The organism is Pelagibacterium halotolerans B2 (assembly GCF_000230555.1).
Classification (GTDB): Bacteria; Pseudomonadota; Alphaproteobacteria; order Rhizobiales; family Devosiaceae; genus Pelagibacterium; species Pelagibacterium halotolerans.
Map to the genome: position 1 here is coordinate 204754 of NC_016078.1, position 15279 is coordinate 220032.

At 62.9% G+C, this 15279-nt stretch carries 13 protein-coding genes; all 13 read left to right on the plus strand.

The window, feature by feature from the left end; translation table 11 throughout:
• Positions 1–70 precede the first annotated feature (70 nt).
• Complete coding sequence (locus KKY_RS01030; protein ID WP_014129408.1) at positions 71–850, plus strand: FadR/GntR family transcriptional regulator; 780 nt, start codon at positions 71–73, stop codon at positions 848–850.
• Positions 851–1164: 314 nt separating this feature from the next.
• A complete protein-coding gene (gene chvE, locus KKY_RS01035; RefSeq protein WP_014129409.1) occupies positions 1165–2232 on the plus strand; it encodes a multiple monosaccharide ABC transporter substrate-binding protein in 1068 nt (355 codons plus the stop codon).
• Between the two features lie 85 nt (positions 2233–2317).
• A complete protein-coding gene (gene mmsA, locus KKY_RS01040) occupies positions 2318–3850 on the plus strand; it encodes a multiple monosaccharide ABC transporter ATP-binding protein (RefSeq protein ID WP_014129410.1) in 1533 nt (510 codons plus the stop codon).
• 184 nt (positions 3851–4034) lie between these two features.
• Positions 4035–5237 (plus strand): multiple monosaccharide ABC transporter permease, encoded by a 1203-nt coding sequence (gene mmsB, locus KKY_RS01045; protein WP_014129412.1) that lies wholly within the window; start codon positions 4035–4037, stop codon positions 5235–5237.
• 57 nt (positions 5238–5294) lie between these two features.
• Positions 5295–6293 carry an AraD1 family protein gene (araD1, locus tag KKY_RS01050; protein ID WP_014129413.1) on the plus strand — a complete coding sequence of 333 codons (999 nt, stop codon included), beginning with the start codon at positions 5295–5297 and terminating at the stop codon, positions 6291–6293.
• Between the two features lie 13 nt (positions 6294–6306).
• Positions 6307–8049, plus strand: a complete 1743-nt coding sequence (gene araD, locus KKY_RS01055) for an L-arabinonate dehydratase (RefSeq protein ID WP_014129414.1) — start codon at positions 6307–6309, stop codon at positions 8047–8049.
• On the plus strand, positions 8049–8972 hold the full coding sequence (locus KKY_RS01060; protein ID WP_014129415.1) for a Gfo/Idh/MocA family protein: 924 nt from the start codon (positions 8049–8051) through the stop codon (positions 8970–8972). The genes araD and KKY_RS01060 overlap by 1 nt, the downstream gene beginning before the upstream one ends.
• A 235-nt stretch (positions 8973–9207) precedes the next feature.
• The gene (locus KKY_RS01065) at positions 9208–10230 is read left to right on the plus strand and encodes a TIGR03557 family F420-dependent LLM class oxidoreductase (RefSeq protein WP_014129416.1); all 1023 of its coding nucleotides are present in this window, start codon (positions 9208–9210) and stop codon (positions 10228–10230) included.
• Entirely contained in the window at positions 10230–11039 is an 810-nt protein-coding gene (gene cofE / locus KKY_RS01070; RefSeq protein ID WP_014129417.1) for a coenzyme F420-0:L-glutamate ligase, read from the plus strand. The genes KKY_RS01065 and cofE overlap by 1 nt, the downstream gene beginning before the upstream one ends.
• 335 nt (positions 11040–11374) lie before the next feature.
• Positions 11375–12307, plus strand: a complete 933-nt coding sequence (locus KKY_RS01075; RefSeq protein ID WP_014129418.1) for a putative F420-0 ABC transporter substrate-binding protein — start codon at positions 11375–11377, stop codon at positions 12305–12307.
• A 2-nt stretch (positions 12308–12309) separates the two neighbouring features.
• Complete coding sequence (locus KKY_RS01080) at positions 12310–13368, plus strand: putative F420-0 ABC transporter permease subunit (protein ID WP_014129419.1); 1059 nt, start codon at positions 12310–12312, stop codon at positions 13366–13368.
• The gene (locus KKY_RS01085; protein WP_014129420.1) at positions 13365–14138 is read left to right on the plus strand and encodes an ABC transporter ATP-binding protein; all 774 of its coding nucleotides are present in this window, start codon (positions 13365–13367) and stop codon (positions 14136–14138) included. Before KKY_RS01080 ends, KKY_RS01085 begins: the two co-directional genes overlap by 4 nt.
• Positions 14139–14234: 96 nt before the next feature.
• A complete protein-coding gene (locus KKY_RS01090) occupies positions 14235–15236 on the plus strand; it encodes a TIGR03842 family LLM class F420-dependent oxidoreductase (protein WP_014129421.1) in 1002 nt (333 codons plus the stop codon).
• Positions 15237–15279 lie beyond the last annotated feature (43 nt).

Below are 15279 nucleotides of genomic sequence, written 5' to 3' on the forward strand. Positions count from 1 at the left end.
ATCCATCGCCGCCTTTGTCATGTTCGGCTTGCGCCGCGAAAAGCCGGCGCACCAGTAGAGGTGGACCGGCATGGCGGGAACTATAGACGATAGCGAGGGAGCGGGGGTTAGTGCCGGAGCGGCAACCGGACCCGCGCGCCGCAAGCCGCACAATTTCCACGCCCATGTCATGTACACCCTGGGGACCGCCATCGTCGGCGGATTCTACAAGGAAGGCCAGATTCTGCCCGGCGACAGCGACCTGATCGACCAGTTCGGCGTGTCGCGCACCGTGCTGCGCGAGGCGCTCAAGACGCTCTCGGCCAAGGGGCTCGTCGAGGCGCGGGCCCGGGTCGGCACGCGGGTCCTTCCACGGGCTCGCTGGAACATGTTCGATTCCGACGTCCTTCTCTGGCATCTGGAATCCGGAATATCGTTTGACTTCATAGCCTCGCTCGCCGAGATCCGCATGGCGGTCGAACCCGATGCCGCAGCGCTGGCTGCCGAACGACGCACCGACGCGCAGGCCGACGAGCTGATGGGCTGGCTCAGGGGCATGGCGACGCAAGGCCAGTCCGCCGAGGATTTCGCCCGCAATGACGTGGAGTTCCATCGCGTGGTGGCCCAGGCGTCGGGCAACCCGTTCATGGTTTCGCTCTCCAATGTGGTCGAGATCGCTCTGATGGCGTCCTTTACCATTTCCTCGCCGGTCGAGGGCGGGACGGCCTTTGACAAGGCGGTGCGCCTGCACCGCAATATCGCCGAGGCCATTGTGGCCAGGGATCCGGAAATGGCTCGCGTCGCCATGCGCCAGGCCATCCAGTCCGGTGTCGATCGCGCCACGACCACCTTGGGTGCGCCCAAAGGCTAGAGCGCGTCCAGCAAAAGTGAAAACGGTTTTGCGGTTCGGACGCGCGGGAAAACTAAGCTGCGAAATCCCTTCCGATTGGCGTTTTCCACGCCCACTGGACACACCCCTCCAGCGCTCTGACGCCCAATGGACCCTCGGTGCACTCGCGCGCGACGCGAAGCGGACCGCTGTTGAAAAGCGCGCGACAGGGCCAAACACCCGCTTTACAAATAATCATACTATATGCAAATGTGGGGCGATTGTTGCGCTTAGAGCGCGGCATGGGAGGTCGCTGCGGCGAAAGGCGCCGGGCGGAACTGACAGGGAGAAACCTCATGAAATCGATTTTGGCAGGGCTGGGCGCCCTGGTGATGACTTCTGCGCTTTCGGCGATGCCCGCCATCGCGCAGGACGCCGGCTCGGTGGGCATTTCCATGCCGACCCAATCTTCGGCTCGTTGGATCTCGGATGGCAATTCCATGGTGGAACTGTTCGAGGCCGCCGGCTACCAGACCGACCTGCAATATGCTGAGGACGATATTCCAAACCAGCTCGCCCAGATCGAAAACATGATCGTGCGCGGCGTCGACGTTCTGGTCATCGCATCGATCGACGGCACGACGCTGACCACGGCGCTTGAAAACGCCGCTGCCGCGGGCATCCATGTCATCGCCTATGACCGGCTGATCCGCGGTTCGGAAAATGTCGATTATTACGCCACCTTCGACAACTTCAAGGTTGGCGTGCAGCAGGCCCAGTCGCTGGTCGACGGGCTCGAAGCCTCGGGTGGCGAAGCGCCCTACAACATCGAATTGTTCGGCGGTTCGCCCGACGACAACAATGCCTATTTCTTCTATGACGGCGCCATGAGCGTTCTCCAGCCGCTTATCGATGACGGCACGCTTGTCGTCAAATCCGGCCAGATGGGCATGGATACGGTTGGCACCCTGCGCTGGGACGGCTCGGTCGCTCAGGCTCGCATGGATAATCTTCTCTCGGCCCACTACACCGACGATCAGGTCGATGCCGTGCTCTCGCCCTATGACGGGCTTTCCATCGGCATCATCTCCTCGCTGCGCGGCGTCGGCTACGGTTCAGGCGACATGCCCATGCCCATCATTTCCGGCCAGGATGCTGAAATCCCCTCGGTCAAGGCGATCATGGCGGGCGATCAGTATTCGACGATCTTCAAGGACACCCGCGAATTGGCCCGTGTGACCGTCGGCATGGTCGAAGCCTTGATCAACGGCGCCGAGCCCGAGATCAACGACACCGAGACCTATGAAAACGGCGTCAAGGTCGTCCCCTCCTACCTGCTTGAGCCGGTGCTGGTGACAGCGGACAATCTCGAAGAGGTTCTGGTGGGTTCGGGCTATTATACCGAGGACCAGATCGCCAACTGATCGAACCAATCCTCCTCCAGAGGCCGTGCGGTGGGGCAGCATAACGCCCCGCCGCACACACTCAACAAAAGAGAGCGGGAACGCCATGACGTCCATTCTCGAAATGCGCGGCATCACCAAGAGCTTTCCGGGCGTCAATGCGCTCGAAAACGTCAATCTCGTTGTCGAACAGAGCGAAATCCACGCCCTGGTCGGCGAAAACGGGGCGGGCAAATCCACCCTCATGAAGGTGCTCTCGGGCGTCTATCCGTCCGGCGACTACGAAGGCCAGATCTTTTTCGAGGGCCAGGAACGCCATTTCCATTCCATTTCGGAAAGCGAGAAATGCGGCATCGTCATCATCCATCAGGAGCTGGCGCTGGTCCCGCTGCTCTCGATTGCCGAAAACATCTTTCTGGGCAATGAGCGCGCCAGCAATGGCGTGATCGACTGGACCGAAACCTATCGCCGCACCGAAGATCTCCTCAAGCGCGTGTCCTTAAAGGAATCCCCGCGCACCAGGATCACCCATCTGGGGCTGGGCAAGCAGCAGCTTGTCGAGATTGCCAAGGCGCTGTCAAAACAGGTCAAGCTCCTCATCCTCGACGAGCCCACGTCCTCGCTCAACGAGACCGACAGCCAGGCGCTCCTGAACCTTCTGGTCGAACTCAAGGAGAGGGGGATTTCCTCGATCCTGATTTCCCACAAGCTCAACGAGATTTCCCAGGTCGCCGACCGTATCACGGTGCTCCGCGACGGGCACACAGTTTCCACCCTCGATTGCCACACAGCCGAGATTTCCGAGGCCGATATCGTGCGCGACATGGTGGGGCGGTCCTTGACCGACCGCTTCCCGGCCCGCGAACCAAAGATCGGCGGCGTGCTGTTCGAGGTCAAGAACTGGACCGCGCATCACCCCATCCATTCCGAGCGCAAGGTGGTCGACGATGTGAGCTTTTCGGTGCGCGCCGGCGAGGTCGTGGGCATCGCCGGGCTGATGGGTGCGGGCCGGACCGAGCTGGCCATGAGCCTGTTCGGAAAATCCTATGGCGAGAAAATTTCCGGCGAGGTGCTTTTGCGCGGGCAGTCCGTCGATACCTCCTCGGTGCCCAAAGCCATTGCCAACGGCATCTGCTACGCCACCGAGGACCGAAAGACCTACGGCCTCGTCCTCGACCAGCCCATCCGCGACAACGTCCCCCTCGCCAATCTCGACGGCATCGCCAATGGCATGGTTGTGGACAATCACAAGGAGCGCGAGGTCGCCGAGCGCTACCGCAGGCTCATGGCCATCAAGAGCTCGGGCATCGGCCAGAAAACGGTCAATCTCTCGGGTGGCAACCAGCAAAAGGTCGTCCTGTCCAAATGGCTCTATGCCGGACCGGACGTTCTGATCCTCGACGAACCCACCCGCGGCATCGATGTGGGCGCCAAATACGAAATCTATTCGATCATCAACGACCTGGCCGCCCAGGGCAAAGCCATCGTCCTCATCTCTTCGGAAATGCCCGAACTGCTGGGCACCTGCGACCGCATCTACGTCATGAACGCCGGGCGCTTCGTGGGCGAACTGCCCATCGCCGAAGCCAGCCAGGAAAAGATCATGTCGATGATCCTGAAAACGGGGAGGGCGGCGTGATGGGAGCAGCAACCGGTCAGTATGACGCGAGCTCCTTTAGCCGGATTCCGGGAACACGTCCCGGAATGACAGCGATGGATTTTGTCCCCTGCCGTGCCACCTCTCAAGCCTGTCATCCCGGGATTTATTCCCGGGGTCCAGCTAAAGGCCTCTCCGCAAACCGACACACCAACGGAACACCACAATGACCGACCTCACCCAATCCTCGTCCGCAACCGGCGGCCAGTCGGTTTTTGTGACCTATCTCAAGACCCATCTGCGCGAATACGGCATCCTGTTCGCCCTGATCGCCATCGTGGTGTTCTTCCAGATCGCCACCGACGGCATCCTGCTGCGCCCGGCAAACGTCACCAATCTGGTGCTCCAGAACTCCTATATCGTCATCATGGCGGTGGGCATGCTGCTGGTCATCGTGTGCGGCCATATCGACCTCTCGGTCGGCTCGGTCATGGGGTTCGTCGGCGCGCTGGCAGCGGTGCTGATGGTGCAGTTCGATATCCATTTCGTGCCCGCGGCGCTGATCTGCCTTCTGATCGGCGCGGCCATCGGGGCCATCCAGGGATACTGGATCGCCTATTGGAAAATCCCCAGCTTCATCGTGACCCTCGCCGGCATGCTGGTGTTCAAGGGGCTGATGATGGTGCTCCTGAAGGGCCAGTCCATCGGACCCTTCCCCAATGAATTCAGGCTGATCGCGTCGGGCTTCATCCCGGACCTGTTTTCGGTCGAAGGCATGCACATGCTCTCGATGGTCCTGGGCGTGGCCGCCGCGGCCATCCTCGTTCTGCTCTCGGTGCGCGCCCGCGCCAAAGAAGCAAAACACGGCACGCCCGACGAGCCCTTTGCGTTCTTCACCGGCCGCAACATTCTTGTCGCCGGAGCGGTGGTCTATCTCGTCTATCTTCTGGCCACTTCGCGGGGCCTGCCCAACGTTTTCATCATCATGGCGGTGCTGATCGCCGGTTACAGTTTCGTGGCCAAGCAAACCACCATCGGCCGGCGCATCTATGCGGTGGGCGGCAACCAGAAGGCGGCGAAACTTTCGGGCATTAATTCCGAACGCCTCACCTTCCTCGTGTTCGCCAATATGGGCATGCTGGCCGCGCTGGCTGGCCTCGTCTTCGCGGCCCGGCTCAACATGGCCACGCCCAAGGCCGGCGAAACCTTCGAGCTCGACGTCATCGCCGCCGTCTTCATCGGCGGCGCCTCGATGGCCGGCGGTGTCGGCACCATTGTCGGTGCGGTGATTGGCGCGTTCATCATGGGGGTGATGAACAACGGCATGTCGATCATGGGCATCGGTATCGACTGGCAGCAGATGATCAAGGGCCTGGTCCTGCTCGCTGCCGTGATCTTCGACGTTTACAACAAGAACAAGGCCGCCTGACCTTCCCGGCGCGCCCCAACGCGCGCCGGTCTATCCCCCTTTCCGGAGTTAATTGAAGTGCTGCTCTCCCAGATTCTCGATACCAGCGGTTCCCAGCGCGTCGTGGCGCGCGAGGGTGACGATGCCAGGATCGTCAATGGCGCCGATTCCATTCTCGGTATTGCGAGGCGCGCCATCGCCAAGGACATGGCTCTGGCCGCGCTGATCGCCGAACATGGCTTGGGCGACAGCATCGATCTGGAGGCCGCCTATGCCGAGGGCCGGGTTCTCGCTCCGATCACTCCAGATGATCCCACCCGGCTGCACCTGACCGGCACCGGGCTGACCCATCTGGGTTCGGCAGCAACGCGCAACGCCATGCACCACAAGGCTGGCGCCGATGAAACCATCACCGATTCCATGAAGATGTTCCGCATGGGTGTCGAGGGCGGCAAGCCGGTTGGCGGCAAGACCGGCGTGCAGCCCGAATGGTTCTACAAGGGCAATGGCCACGCGCTGGTGGGGCCGGGCAAGCCCATCATCTCGCCGGGCTTTGCGCTCGATGCGGGCGAGGAGCCCGAAATCGCCGGCATCTATATCGTCTCCTATGAAGGCGTGCCGCACCGGATCGGCTTTGCGCTGGCCAATGAATTTTCCGACCACGTGACCGAGCGGCAGAACTACCTCTATCTCGCGCATTCGAAACTGCGCCCCGCCTCCATTGGCCCGGAGATCCTGGTTGGCGAATTGCCCGCCCATATCGAGGGCACCTCGCGCGTCATCCGCGATGGCGCTGTGCTGTGGGAAAAGCCGTTTGTATCCGGCGAGGACAATATGAGCCACACCTTGGCCAATCTCGAACACCACCACTTCAAATATGAAATCTTCCGCAAGCCCGGCGATGTGCATGTCCATATGTTCGGCACGGCGACACTGAGCTTTGCCGACGACATCCGCACTCAGGAAGGCGACATCTTCGAAATCGAAGCCGCCCCCTTCGGCCTGCCGCTCAAAAACCCGCTCGCCATCGACAAGACACGCCCCGCCGACGCGCCGGTCGCGGTCCGGACGTTGTAGAGAGGGCAGGGCAATGGCATTTGAAAAGGCCCAATGGCCGCGCAAGCTGCGCTCGCAGGAATGGTATGGCGGCACCTCGCGTGACAGCATCTATCATCGCGGGTGGCTGAAAAATCAGGGCTATCCGCACGACCTGTTCGACGGCCGTCCGGTGATCGGGATTTTGAACACCTGGTCAGACCTCACCCCCTGCAACGGGCATCTGCGCGAACTGGCCGAAAAGGTGAAGGCGGGCGTCTGGGAAGCCGGTGGCTTTCCGCTCGAAGTGCCCGTGTTTTCGGCTTCGGAAAACACCTTCCGGCCCACGGCCATGATGTACCGCAACCTCGCCGCCATGGCGGTGGAAGAGGTGATGCGCGGCCAGCCCATCGACGGCGCCGTGCTGCTGGTCGGCTGCGACAAGACCACCCCCTCACTGCTGATGGGCGCGGCTTCGACCGATATCCCCTCGATCGTCGTCACCGGCGGCCCCATGCTCAATGGCTGGTTCCGGGGCGAGCGAGTCGGCTCGGGCACCGCGCTGTGGCAGATGAGCGAAGCGATCAAGGCCGGCGAAATGAGCCAGGAGGATTTCCTCGAAGCCGAACAGGCCATGAGCCGGTCCTCGGGCTCGTGCAACACCATGGGCACCGCCTCCACAATGGCCTCGATGGCCGAGGCGCTGGGCATGGCGCTTTCGGGCAATGCGGCCATCCCCGCCGTCGACAGTCGCCGTCGCGTCATGGCGCAACTGACGGGCCGCCGCATCGTCGATATGGTGAAAGACGATCTCAAACCTTCCGATATCCTCACCCGCGAAGCGTTCGAAAACGCCATAATGACCAATGGCGCCATTGGCGGTTCGACCAATGCGGTGGTTCATCTGCTGGCGCTGGCCGGCCGTGTCGGCGTCGATGTCGGGCTCGACGATTGGGACCGGCTGGGCCGCGACATTCCCACCATCGTCAATCTGATGCCCTCGGGCAAATATCTGATGGAAGAGTTCTTCTATGCCGGGGGCTTGCCGGTCGTTCTCAAATCCCTGCTCGACGGCAAAAAGCTCCACGGCGATGCGCTGACCGTTTCGGGCCGCACCATGGGCGAGGAAATCGCCAATGCCCGCAACTGGAACGAGGACGTCATCCGTCCCGTCGACAGGGCCCTGACCAGCCATGGCGGCATCGCGGTTCTCAAGGGCAATCTTGCGCCCAATGGCTGTGTGCTCAAGCCCTCGGCGGCCAGCCCGCATCTGATGGTTCATACCGGCCGCGCCGTGGTGTTCGAGGACATCGACGACTATAAGGCCAGGATCAACGACGAGGCGCTCGATATCGACGAGACCTGCGTCATGGTGCTGAAAAACTGCGGCCCCAAGGGCTATCCCGGCATGGCCGAGGTGGGCAATATGGGCCTGCCGCCAAAAGTGCTGCGCAAGGGGATCAAGGACATGGTGCGCATTTCCGATGCCCGCATGTCGGGCACCGCCTATGGCACGGTGATCCTGCACACCTCGCCCGAAGCGGCGGTGGGCGGACCGCTGGCAGCAGTCCGCAATGGTGACATGATTTCCATCGACGTGCCCAACCGCACCATCCATCTCGACGTCCCCGACACCGAAATCGCCGCTCGGCTGGCCGATTGGTCCCCGCTGCCCGGTCAGCCGGATTCGGGCTATGCCAGAATGTTCCTCGATCACGTCGATCAGGCCCATACCGGCGCCGATTTCGATTTTCTCAAAGGCGCGCGCGGCAGCGCGGTGGGCAGGGATTCCCATTGATGGTTCACAAGATTGCCATTGTCGGGCTGGGCAAGATCGCCCGCGACCAGCATTTGCCCTCGATTGCCAAAAATCCTGACTTCGAGCTCGCTGCCATCGTCTCGCGCAATGCCGAGCTCGAGGGCGTCGATCATTTCACCACCCTCGATGACATGCTCGCGGCCCGCCCCGATATCGAAACCGTGGCGCTGTGCACCCCGCCGCAAGTGCGCCGGCAATACGCCGAAGCCGCCATCCGCGCCGGCCGCCACGTGCTGCTGGAAAAGCCGCCCGGTGCCACGGTGGCCGAAGTCGAATGGCTCAAAAATCTGGCAGCAAAGCACGGGGTAACCCTGTTTGCCACATGGCACTCGCGCTATGCGCAGGGCGTCGAACCGGCGCGCGCCTGGCTGGCCGACAAAACCATTAAAAGCGTCGAGATCGTCTGGCGCGAGGATGTGCGCCGCTGGCATCCTGGTCAGGACTGGATCTGGGAGCCCGGCGGCATGGGCGTGTTCGATCCCGGCATCAACGCGCTCTCGATCCTCACCCATATCCTGCCCGCACCCGTTCTGGTGACTGGCGCGGTGCTTGAGGTCCCCGAAAACCGCCAGACCCCCATCGCGGCAAAAATCGATTTCGTTGCGGTCACCGGCCACACCGTCACCGCCGATTTCGACTGGCGCCAGGAGGGCCCGCAAACCTGGGACATCACGGTCAAGACCGATGCGGGGCTGCTCGAACTCTCAGGCGGCGGATCGGTGCTCAGGATCGATGGCCAAACCCAACTGGCTGCCGACGACACAGAATATGACGGCATCTACGCCCATTTGGCCGCGCTTCTGGCCAGCGGCGAAAGCGACGTCGATATCGCCTCGCTGCAATTGGTGGCCGACGCCTGTATGCTGGGCGCGATTTCCAAGGTAGAAGCATTTATCGAGTAGGACTGGCCTGCTGCACCAATTGTCACCCCGGCCTTGAGCCGGGGGCCAGTACGCTCCGCGCCCGCGAGCAATCGCCGCGCTTCCGTTTACTGGGTCCCGGATCAGGTCCGGGACAGCGAGGGGAGCGAATCTGTTCTCTTCCCCATGAAAAATTTTACCAAAAGGTCAAAAATCCCCCTGTTGCTCATTCCGGCTTTGTGATTGACTGATCGCAAAGCCAAGGGGAGTCGCGTCGATGTCCGTTTTCAAATCGGGACAACAGGGGTTGATCGGCTATGCGGTGATGCTCGAGCAGTTTCACCCGCGCGATTGCGTGGAGCTGACCGAATATGCCGAGCAAAAGGGCTTTAACGGCGCCATGGCTGCCGACCATTTCCAGCCTTGGGTGCCCCAGCAGGGCCATTCGGCCTTCGTGTGGAATGTCCTGACCGCCATCGGCGAGCGCACCAGGGGCGATATGGGCCCCGGCGTCACCACCCCCACGTTCCGCTGGCACCCTGCCATGGTGGCGCAGGCTTCGGCCACGCTGGCCGCCATGTACTCCAATCGCCACTGGCTCGGGGTAGGGGCCGGCGAGGCGCTCAATGAAAGTTTCCTGGCCCAATACTGGCCCGATGTGGGCGAGCGTTCGGCCCGCATGTTCGAGGCCGTCCAGATCATCAAGAAACTGTTCGAGAATTCGGCCGCCGGCAAGGACACCAAACACAAGGGCGAGTATTACCGCATGGAATCCACAAGGCTGTGGACCATGCCTGAAACCGCGCCCGAAATTCTCGTCGCGACCGCCGGACCGCTCAACGCCAGAAAAACCGGAAAATTCGCCGATGGCATCATCACGGTCGGCGCACCGCTCGGCAAGATCGAGATGCTGTTTGAAAAGTTCGCCGAAGGGGCGCGCGAGGCGGGCAAGGACCCCGACACCATGCCCAAGGTGCTCCAGCTTCACCTGAGCTGGGCCGAGACCTATGAGGAAGCACTGGCCAACGCCATGACCGAATGGCCAAATGGCGGCATGAAATTCCCCAAGGCCGACATCCGCTCTCCGTTCGATTTCGAGCAGATGGCCAAGCTGGTCCGCCCTGAGGATTTCAAGGGAAGGATGGTGATTTCGCCCGATCCCGACGAGCATCTTGAACATATCGAAAAATTCGCCGATTTCGGCTTCGATCGCATCTATCTGCACAATGTGGGCCGCAACCAGCGCGAATGGATCGATGTGTTCGCCGAAAAAGTGCTGCCAAAACTCAAGAAGCGCTGATGGCCAACCGACTGACACTTTGGGGAATAGAGGGCATCCCGGAAATCGGGCGGGGCGACGATCTGGTCGCGCTGATTTCAGGCGCCATCGACGCCATGGCCGCTTCCGATCCCGACGCTGCGTTGGCCGATGGCGATATCCTGATCGTCACGTCCAAGATCGTCTCCAAGGCCGAAGGCATGCAGGTGCCTATCGCGGCGCGCGAACTGGCCATTGAAGAAGATACGGTCCGCATCGTTGCCGAGCGCGCCCATGCGGGCGGGATCACCAAAATCGTCGAAACCCGGCAGGGGCTTGTGATGGCCGCCGCCGGGCTCGACACCTCCAACGTCCCCGATGGTCTCGCCCTGCGCCTGCCGCGCGACCCCGACGCCTCGGCCCGGGCGCTCTGCGGCGCCCTGCGCGAAAAGACCGGCAAGAGGCTCGGCCTCATCATCACCGATACCCTCGGTCGCCCCTGGCGCGTTGGCCAGACCGATGCCGCCATCGGCGCGGCGGGCGTGCAACTGGTCGATGATCTGCGCGGTGGCGTCGATGCCAATGGCCGGCCATTGAGCGTAACGGTCACCGTGCTTGCCGACGAGCTCGCCGCCGCCGCCGATCTGGTCAAGGGCAAGGCGTCCCGCATGCCCGTGGCGGTAGCACGGGGCTTGGGAAAACTTGTAATCGACCCCGAAAGCCCCGGCGCCAAAACCCTGGCAAGGCTGGGCGAAGACGATATGTTCCGCTTCGGCTCGACCGAGGCCTATAAGCGGGGCTATGAGGCTGCGATGCGCGAGCTGGCGGCGAAAAAGGAAAAGGTGAAATGAGCATTTTGTCTTTCGTCCGATCGCGTGGCTGGCCCCTCACCCCCGGCCCCTCTGCCCGGAGGGGCGAGGGGGGCTCCTGCCGCGACGTCGGCGCCCTTATTTCCTTCGCCCCCCTGGGGGAGAAGGTGGCCGCGAAGCGGTCGGATGAGGGGGGCTCAGCGCTCGTTCCAGACACCGCCGTCATCCCGGGCGCGACCCGGAATCCAGTACACGGCAGCGCTCCGGCAAAATCGCAAACTCTGCCGCTTACTGGACCCCGGCTCGGGGCCGGGGTGACAGGTGAGGTGCGTGGTCATGCCCAGCGCCCGTCGCCGCTCCGGCTCAAGCGGGGGGGCATGGCCATTGCGGCACTCTCCGGTCTCTTGTTCGCCGCGGCCCTCTCATCCCCCGCACTCGCCACCGACTATCCCCTCACCATCGAAAACTGCGGCACGACCGTCACCTTCGATGCGCCGCCCGAACGGGTCGTGACCATCAAGTCGACCGCCACCGAACTCCTCCTCGCTCTCGGACTTGGTGACAGGATTGTCGGCGTCGGCTTTCAGGACGGCCCGGTGCCCGATGAATGGGCGCCTGCGTCCCCTTTGACTGTCCTTGCCGATCGCGTTCCCTCCCAGGAAGTGGTCCTCGAAGCCGAGCCCGATTTTGTCTATGGCGGCTGGGAATCAAGCTTTGCCGCCGATGGGGCTGGGACACGCGACAGCCTGCATGCGCTCGGCGTTGCCACCTATGTCGCGCCGACCGCCTGCCGCTCGGAAGGCACGCCGGAAAAGCTCTCGTTTGAAGACGTGTTCGACCAGATCGTCGAAATGGGCTTAATTTTCGATGTCGAGGATCGTGCCACCCAACTGGTGGCCGAGCAGCGCACAATGCTCGAAGAGATCAAGCCCACCTCAAACCTGACCGGTCTCTGGTATTCCTCGGCCACGTCAACGCCCTATGTGGGGGCCGGTCTCGGCGGCCCGCAGATGACCATGGAGGCACTGGGCATCGCCAATATCTTTGCCGACGTGGATGACACCTGGACCTCTGCCAGTTGGGAAGCCATCGTCGACGAGGACCCCGACGTGATGATCCTCGTCGATGCCGCGTGGAATTCGGTCACCCAGAAGATCACGCTTTTGAATGACAATCCGGCGACCGCGAACCTGAGCGCCGTCTTAAACGAGCGCTACATCACCATCCCCTTCCCCGCCGCCGAACCGGGCATCCGCTCCATCCCCGCCACCGCCGATCTGGCGCGGCAATTGCAGGAGCTGGATTTTTAGCCATGGTCGCCGCCCCGCTCGGCCTTTCCGCCCTGACGCCCGCCGCCTTGCGGCGGCTGAAGTTTCAGGCCGGGCTGGCGGGGCTGGCGCTGGCGCTCGGGGTATCTCTCATCGTCGCCGTAACCATCGGTCCTGCCGATATTTCTCCCGGCGAGGTCTGGGCGGTGATCGCCCACAAGCTCGGCCTCCTTGCCGAAAACCCGGTCTCGCGCCTGCGCGAGGGGATCGTCTGGGAATTGCGTCTGCCGCGCGTTCTGGCCGCCGCCGCCGTGGGCGCCGGGCTGGCCATTTGCGGCGCGGTGATGCAGGCGTTGACGCGCAATCCGCTGGCCGATCCCTACCTTTTGGGCCTGTCCTCGGGCGCTTCGGTGGGCGCCGTCTCCATGATGCTGATCGGGGCGACGCTGCTCCTGCCGATCGGGGCGTTTATTGGCGCGCTGGTCGCCATGGGCCTGACGCTGGGTCTGGCCCGCTCGCTCGGCGCCATCACCGCATCGCGCGCCATCCTCGCCGGGCTGGCGGTTTCCGCGCTCGCCTCCGCGCTCACCTCGTTTCTGATCTTCTGGACGGCGACCGGGGATTCCTATCGCGAAATTCTCTCCTGGCTGATGGGCTCGCTGGCCGGGGCGCGCTGGTCCGATACCGGGCTGGCGCTTGTGGCGCTGGCCGCGGTCGGCGCTCCGCTCATCGCCTCGGGCCGCATCCTCGACGGCTTCGTCTTCGGCGACACGGCCGCCCGTGCTCTGGGCATCGATGTGGAAAAAACCCGCTGGATCATGCTCGGCGGCACCGCGCTTCTGACCGGCGTTCTGGTCGCGATTTCGGGCGCCATCGGCTTTGTCGGATTGATCCTGCCCCACGCCGTGCGGCTGGTCGCCGGCGGACGGCACCGCCATCTGCTCCCGCTCGCGGCTTTGGCGGGGGCGGTTTTCATGGTCTGGACCGATACGGCAGCCCGCACCCTGTTCGACCCGCGCGAGCTGCCCGTCGGCATCGTCACCGCCATGATCGGCGCGCCGGCTTTTTTCCTCATCCTGCTGCGCAACAGGCGGGCCACATGAGCCTTTCCATCCAAAGCGCCAGTCTCACGCTCGAGGGCAAGACCATCCTCGACGATGTGTCCTTTGCCATCGAACCCGGCCGCCTCAACGCGCTGATTGGCCCCAATGGCGCCGGAAAATCCACCCTGCTGCGGGTGATCCTCGGCTTCGAGCCGGCGGCGCGCGCCCATATCGCATTCGGGGGTGCCGATTTTCACGCCCTGCCGCGCCGGGAACGCGCCCGCATCGCCGCGCTGGTCGAACAGAGCGCCGCAACCGAGCAGCCCATCGACGTCCATGACGTGGTGATGCTGGGTCGCCTGCCGCATCAGGGCCTGTGGGCCGCCGACAGCGAAACGGGGGACGAGGAGATCGCCGCCCGCGCCATGGCCCGCGCCGGGGTCACCGAATTTGCAGCCCGGCGCTTTCCCACCCTTTCGGGCGGGGAGCAACAGCGGGTGCACATTGCGCGCGCCCTGGCCCAATCCCCGCGTCTGCTGCTGCTCGACGAACCCACCAACCACCTCGACCTTTCGGCCCAGATCGCCGTCATGGAAATCCTGCGCACCCTCGCGGGCGAAGGATTGACAATTCTCGTCACCATGCACGATCTCAACCTGACCGCTGCCTGGTTCGATCATGTCGTGGCGCTCGATCGGGGCAGGGTGGTGGCACAAGGGGCACCCGAAACGGTCATCGATGCCGCATTTCTGGCGCGCGTCTATGGCGTTGCGGCGACGATTGTGCATAACCCTCTCTCGGGCCGCCCGATGATCGCCTATGGACCGTAACGGATTTCTCTTGCGCGCCGTTCAAAAATTTGATCGTCTGGTCAAAATATTGCTCCGCGGCAAACGGAGCGCGAGGGTCAACAGGGCAGGGACATCATGGAATTCGGAATCACCTTCAAGGGTTTTGTCGATCACGACAGGGCGCGCTATCTGATCCAGGCGGCCGAATATGCCGGGTTCACCTATTGCTGGTTCTACGATTCCCACATTCTCTGGCGCGACCCGTACCCGGCCATGGCCATGGGCATGGAATGGACCAAATCCATGCGGTTCGGGCCGCTGGTCACCAACCCCGACGTGCGCGACTGGTCGGTGGCGGCGTCGCTGTTCGGCTCGCTCGCCAAGCAGAGCGGCGGGCGCTTCGATCTGGCCGTGGGCCGCGGGGATTCCTCGCGCCGCGTCATGGGCCACAAGCCGGCGACCCTCAAACGCGTTGCCGAATTCATTGCCAAAACCCGCGCCATGGTGCGCGGCGAAGAGGTGATGTATGGCGATGTGCCCAATCCCGTCCAGTTCCCCTGGGCGGTGGGCCATGACATACCGAGCTGGATCGCCGCCTATGGTCCGCTGGCGCTCAAAACCGCAGGTGAAAGCGCCGACGGCGTCGTGCTCCAGATCGCAGAACCCGGCCTGTGCAAATGGTTCACTGACCAGTGCATCGCGGCGGGAAAGGCCGCCGGGCGCGATATGTCCAATTATCGCTCAATGGCCGCCGCGCCCGCTTATTTCGGAGATAAGAAGAAGGCCATCGAGGCCACAAAATGGTTCCCCGCCATGGTGGGCAATCACGTCGCCGATATCGTCGAGAAATACGGAGCGGATTCCGACAAGGTGCCCGCCAGCCTCACTTCATATATCGAAGCGCGGCGCGGCTATGACTATTCCAAGCACGGCCAGTCCGATAATCCGTACCTCGATTTCATCACCGATGACATCGTGGAAAGTTTCTGCGTGCTCGGCGAGCCCGAAGACCACATCGCAAAAATCCGCGATCTGGAAGCGGCGGGAGTCACCCAGTTCAACATCTATCTCGACAGTGGCGAGGAAGAAGACATCATCGCCCGCTACGGCCGCGAGGTCATTCCGGCGTTCCGGTAGGACCCAATCGCTCAAGAGCCCCTCACCGGCCTGCCGGCCACCC

Excerpts from the sequence above, each read along its gene's own strand:
- cofE (WP_014129417.1), top strand. The coding sequence starts at position 10,230 with ATGGCCAACCGACTGACACTTTGGGGAATAGAGGGCATCCCGGAAATC.
- mmsA (WP_014129410.1), top strand. The coding sequence starts at position 2,318 with ATGACGTCCATTCTCGAAATGCGCGGCATCACCAAGAGCTTTCCGGGC.
- KKY_RS01075 (WP_014129418.1), top strand. The coding sequence starts at position 11,375 with ATGGCCATTGCGGCACTCTCCGGTCTCTTGTTCGCCGCGGCCCTCTCA.
- araD (WP_014129414.1), top strand. The coding sequence starts at position 6,307 with ATGGCATTTGAAAAGGCCCAATGGCCGCGCAAGCTGCGCTCGCAGGAA.
- KKY_RS01065 (WP_014129416.1), top strand. The coding sequence starts at position 9,208 with ATGTCCGTTTTCAAATCGGGACAACAGGGGTTGATCGGCTATGCGGTG.
- KKY_RS01085 (WP_014129420.1), top strand. The coding sequence starts at position 13,365 with ATGAGCCTTTCCATCCAAAGCGCCAGTCTCACGCTCGAGGGCAAGACC.
- KKY_RS01090 (WP_014129421.1), top strand. The coding sequence starts at position 14,235 with ATGGAATTCGGAATCACCTTCAAGGGTTTTGTCGATCACGACAGGGCG.
- KKY_RS01030 (WP_014129408.1), top strand. The coding sequence starts at position 71 with ATGGCGGGAACTATAGACGATAGCGAGGGAGCGGGGGTTAGTGCCGGA.
- KKY_RS01060 (WP_014129415.1), top strand. The coding sequence starts at position 8,049 with ATGGTTCACAAGATTGCCATTGTCGGGCTGGGCAAGATCGCCCGCGAC.
- mmsB (WP_014129412.1), top strand. The coding sequence starts at position 4,035 with ATGACCGACCTCACCCAATCCTCGTCCGCAACCGGCGGCCAGTCGGTT.
- KKY_RS01080 (WP_014129419.1), top strand. The coding sequence starts at position 12,310 with ATGGTCGCCGCCCCGCTCGGCCTTTCCGCCCTGACGCCCGCCGCCTTG.
- chvE (WP_014129409.1), top strand. The coding sequence starts at position 1,165 with ATGAAATCGATTTTGGCAGGGCTGGGCGCCCTGGTGATGACTTCTGCG.